General features: G+C 71.8%; 5 protein-coding genes. 2 read left to right on the forward strand and 3 right to left on the reverse strand.

Annotated features, from left to right (window positions below; all coding sequences use genetic code 11):
* Window positions 1-391 (reverse strand): flavodoxin family protein (locus tag PROKR_RS34355; RefSeq protein WP_169736367.1); only part of this gene is annotated, 391 nt, incomplete at its 3' end.
* A 132-nt stretch (window positions 392-523) separates the two neighbouring features.
* On the opposite strand from PROKR_RS34355, the gene PROKR_RS09220 reads away from it, so the two are divergent.
* Entirely contained in the window at window positions 524-1,483 is a 960-nt protein-coding gene (locus PROKR_RS09220) for an Acg family FMN-binding oxidoreductase (protein ID WP_036962353.1), read from the forward strand.
* A 67-nt stretch (window positions 1,484-1,550) separates the two neighbouring features.
* On the opposite strand, the gene PROKR_RS09225 is transcribed toward PROKR_RS09220, so the two are convergent.
* Both PROKR_RS09225 and PROKR_RS09230 read right to left on the reverse strand, forming a co-directional pair.
* Window positions 1,551-2,375 carry an alpha/beta fold hydrolase gene (locus tag PROKR_RS09225; RefSeq protein WP_036962356.1) on the reverse strand — a complete coding sequence of 275 codons (825 nt, stop codon included), beginning with the start codon at window positions 2,373-2,375 and terminating at the stop codon, window positions 1,551-1,553.
* Between the two features lie 166 nt (window positions 2,376-2,541).
* Complete coding sequence (locus PROKR_RS09230) at window positions 2,542-2,928, reverse strand: VOC family protein (protein WP_036962359.1); 387 nt, start codon at window positions 2,926-2,928, stop codon at window positions 2,542-2,544.
* 111 nt (window positions 2,929-3,039) lie between these two features.
* On the opposite strand from PROKR_RS09230, the gene PROKR_RS09235 reads away from it, so the two are divergent.
* Window positions 3,040-3,335: ArsR/SmtB family transcription factor (locus PROKR_RS09235; RefSeq protein WP_084800338.1), on the forward strand; the 296-nt coding region annotated here is incomplete at its 3' end.

Here is a 3,335-nt window from a genome sequence, read left to right on the forward strand (position 1 = left end):
GCCCGGCCGCCCGTGCCGCGGAACCCGTCAGGCGGGACGTGGTGCGCGTGTCGAACGCCGCGGCCGCCGTCGGCGTGCACACGCCCGGCAGCCCGCCGAGCCACTCCCGGATACCCTCGTCGCGGGAGATGACGGCTGTGCCCCGGCCCGCGGCGTCGCGCCGCGTCGAGGGCCAGGACATGCTGAAGGCATGGGTCGGCCCGCCCACGACCAGCAGGGTGACGTCGGCCGGGACCATGCGGGGCGCGGCCGCCACCTCGACGACGTCGGTGTGCATCGACGCTTCGATCCCTTCCGCGACCGCCCGCGCGACCGCCTGCGTGTTTCCGAACATCGACTCGTAGACCACCAGCGCACGCATCGTCATCAGCTCCTTGCTTCCTGTCTCCACGGTCCGTTCCCGGGCCTGCCGCCCGGCAGGGCCGTCCGGCCCCGGTCACCGGGACCTTTGGCCCGTGCCCCGGCAGGTGCTCGCGCGAAGACTGGGCGGGACGGTGCAGCACGACTGGCGGGAGCAGCGGACATGGACGTCGTCGACGCACGGGTGGAGCGGATCCTGCGGGCCGCCGCGAGCGCCCCGAGCGTGTACAACACGCAGCCGTGGAAGGTGAGCTTCGCCGGTCGCACGATGTCCCTCCGGGCCGACCCGGCCCGGCAGCTGCGGCACTGCGACCCGCACGGCCGGGAGATGCTGATCAGCTGCGGGGCTTTCCTGTTCAACGCGCGGGCCGCGGCGCGTCGCGAGTCGCTGACCGCCGTCGTCCGGGTCCTGCCGGACCCGCACGACGAACTGCTGGTGGCGCAGGTGGACCTGGAGCCGGGTCCGATCCCGAACACGGACGAGCTGGAGCTGTCGGTGGCGATCGCGCGACGCACCACCTCGCGGGTGCCGTTCGACGACCAGCCGCTGTTCACGGACGTGCTGCTGGCCATCCAGCAGGCCGCCCGGGAGGAGAACGCGGACCTACGGCCGATCCAGCCCTCGGAGCCGGTGCGCGACGAGGTCCTGGGGCTGGTGCGGCGGGCGGAGTCGCTCGCCGCCGAGGACCCGGTGGCCCGGGACGAGGAGCTGGCGTGGACTGCCACGGCCCGGGACCGCGCGGACGGCATACCGCGCGATCTGCTGGGCCCCGCGCCTGACGACGACGGCGCACCGGTGCGGCGGTTCCTCGCCAGCACGGGGACGGTCCCGTTCGAGCAGCGGACGACGATGGCGCTGCTCTCCACGCCGGGCGACTCCCCGCGGGACTGGATCACGGCGGGCCAGGCGCTGGAGCACGCGCTGCTGGTCGCGACCACCTACTTCGTGCACGCATCGTTCGCGACCACCGTGCTGGAGAACCCGACGACGCGGCACGACCTGCGCCGGGCGCTGGGGATGGACGCGGCGCCGCAGATGCTGATGAGGCTCGGGTACAGCTCGGTGCCCCTGCGGACACCCCGACGCACCACGGAGCAGCTCGCCGTGCCGCGCGACGGATGACGCGGGCCCGTGGGGGTCGGCGTCACCCGTCGCGGGCGCGGTCGGCTGATGGTGGGGTCTGCCGGCGTCAGGACCGGATGAACTCCAGCAGGTCGGCGTTGATGACGTCGGCGTGCGTGGTGGGCATGCCGTGCGGGAAGCCTGCGTAGGTCTTCAGCGTGCCGTTCTGCAGCAGCTCGGACGACAGCGGGGCCGCGTCGGCGTACGGCACGATCTGGTCGTCGTCGCCGTGCATGACCAGCACCGGGACCGTGATCTTGCGCAGGTCCTCGGTGAAGTCCGTCTCCGAGAACGCCTCGATGCCGTCGTAGTGCGCCTTGGCACCACCCGTCATGCCCTGCCGCCACCAGTTACGCACCAACGGCTCCCGCGTCTCCACACCGGGCCGGTTGAACCCGTAGAACGGGCCCGAGGCCAGCGCGACGTAGAACTCCGAACGGTTCGCCGCGAGCTGGGCCCGCAGGTCGTCGAACACGCTCATCGGCAGGCCGCCGGGGTTGGCGTCGGTCTGCAGCATCAGCGGCGGCACCGCCGACATGATCGCGGCCTTCGCCACCCGGGACTCACCATGCCGGGCGATGTAGTGGATCACCTCGCCGCCGCCGGTGGAATGGCCGATGTGGATGGCGTCGCGCAGGTCCAGGTGAGCGGTCACCGCTGCCAAGTCGTCCGCGTAGTGGTCCATGTCGTGCCCGTCGCCGACCTGGGTCGACCGGCCGTGACCACGCCGGTCGTGGGCGATGACGCGGTAGCCCTGCTGCAGGAAGAACAGCATCTGCGTGTCCCAGTCGTCCGCCGACAGGGGCCAGCCGTGGCTGAACACGATCGGCTGGCCCGTCCCCCAGTCCTTGTAGTAGATCTCGATGCCCTCGTCAGTCACAATCTTCGGCACGTTGTCGCTCCGTTCGCTGGTGCTGGGGGCCCGGCTGCCCGAGCCGTCCTGCCAGCATCCATCGACCGGGCGGCGTGCGCAGGCCAGGATCGGCCCACGACTGACTTTCCCGGGTGATATCGAGGCTCACCGGGGCGGAGCGAGGATCAGCCGGCGTCGGTCCGGCTCAGTCCTGGATCAGGCCGATGACGTTGCCGGCCGGGTCGGCGATCCAGCCGATGGTCGGGCCCTGGGCGGGGTCGGAGCTGCGGGCCACGCCGTGCTCGTCCTGCTCGAAGCCCGGGTACCGCAGCAGGCTCACCCCGGCGGCCTCGAGCTCCGCCACCACGGCGTCGATGTCCGGCACCACGAGGTTCAGCACCGTGTACGACGCCGGGGCGTGCGCCTCGCCCTTGGGGTAGACGAACACGGTCGAGCCCTCGGTCAGCTCGATCTCCAGGCCGCCCATGTCGTTGGCCCGGGCGGGCAGGCCGAGGGTGTCGCGGTAGAAGCGGAGCGCCGTCTCGGCGTCGTCCACGGAGAAGCCGCTGAAGCTGCGGAGCGTGGTGACCATGGTGGGTTCCTCTCGTCGGACCGGTTCGCAGGGCTGACGGCGACGGCACGCGGAACTCATCGCCCTGCCCGACGCGGCGGAGTGGTTTGAGCAAATGCTAAATTCGTTGCCGTGGACACGCAGCCCCTCTACGCGATCAAGGCGGAGCTCTTCAAGAGCCTGGCCCACCCGGTACGCATCCAGGTGCTGGAGGTGCTCGCGGCCGACGCCGATCTCACCGCGCCGGTCTCCCGCCTGCAGACCGTGACCGGGTCCGAGCCGTCGGCGCTCTCCCAGCACCTGGCCGTCCTCAAGCGCGCGGGCGTGGTCGAGGCGACCCGTTCGGGCAACGCCGTGCACTACCGGCTGACCGAGCCACTCGTGGCCGAGCTGCTCGTCGTCGCGCGCGCGTTCCTGCTGCACCGCCT

This window comes from Promicromonospora kroppenstedtii DSM 19349, from assembly GCF_000515355.1.
Classification (GTDB): Bacteria; Actinomycetota; Actinomycetes; order Actinomycetales; family Cellulomonadaceae; genus Promicromonospora; species Promicromonospora kroppenstedtii.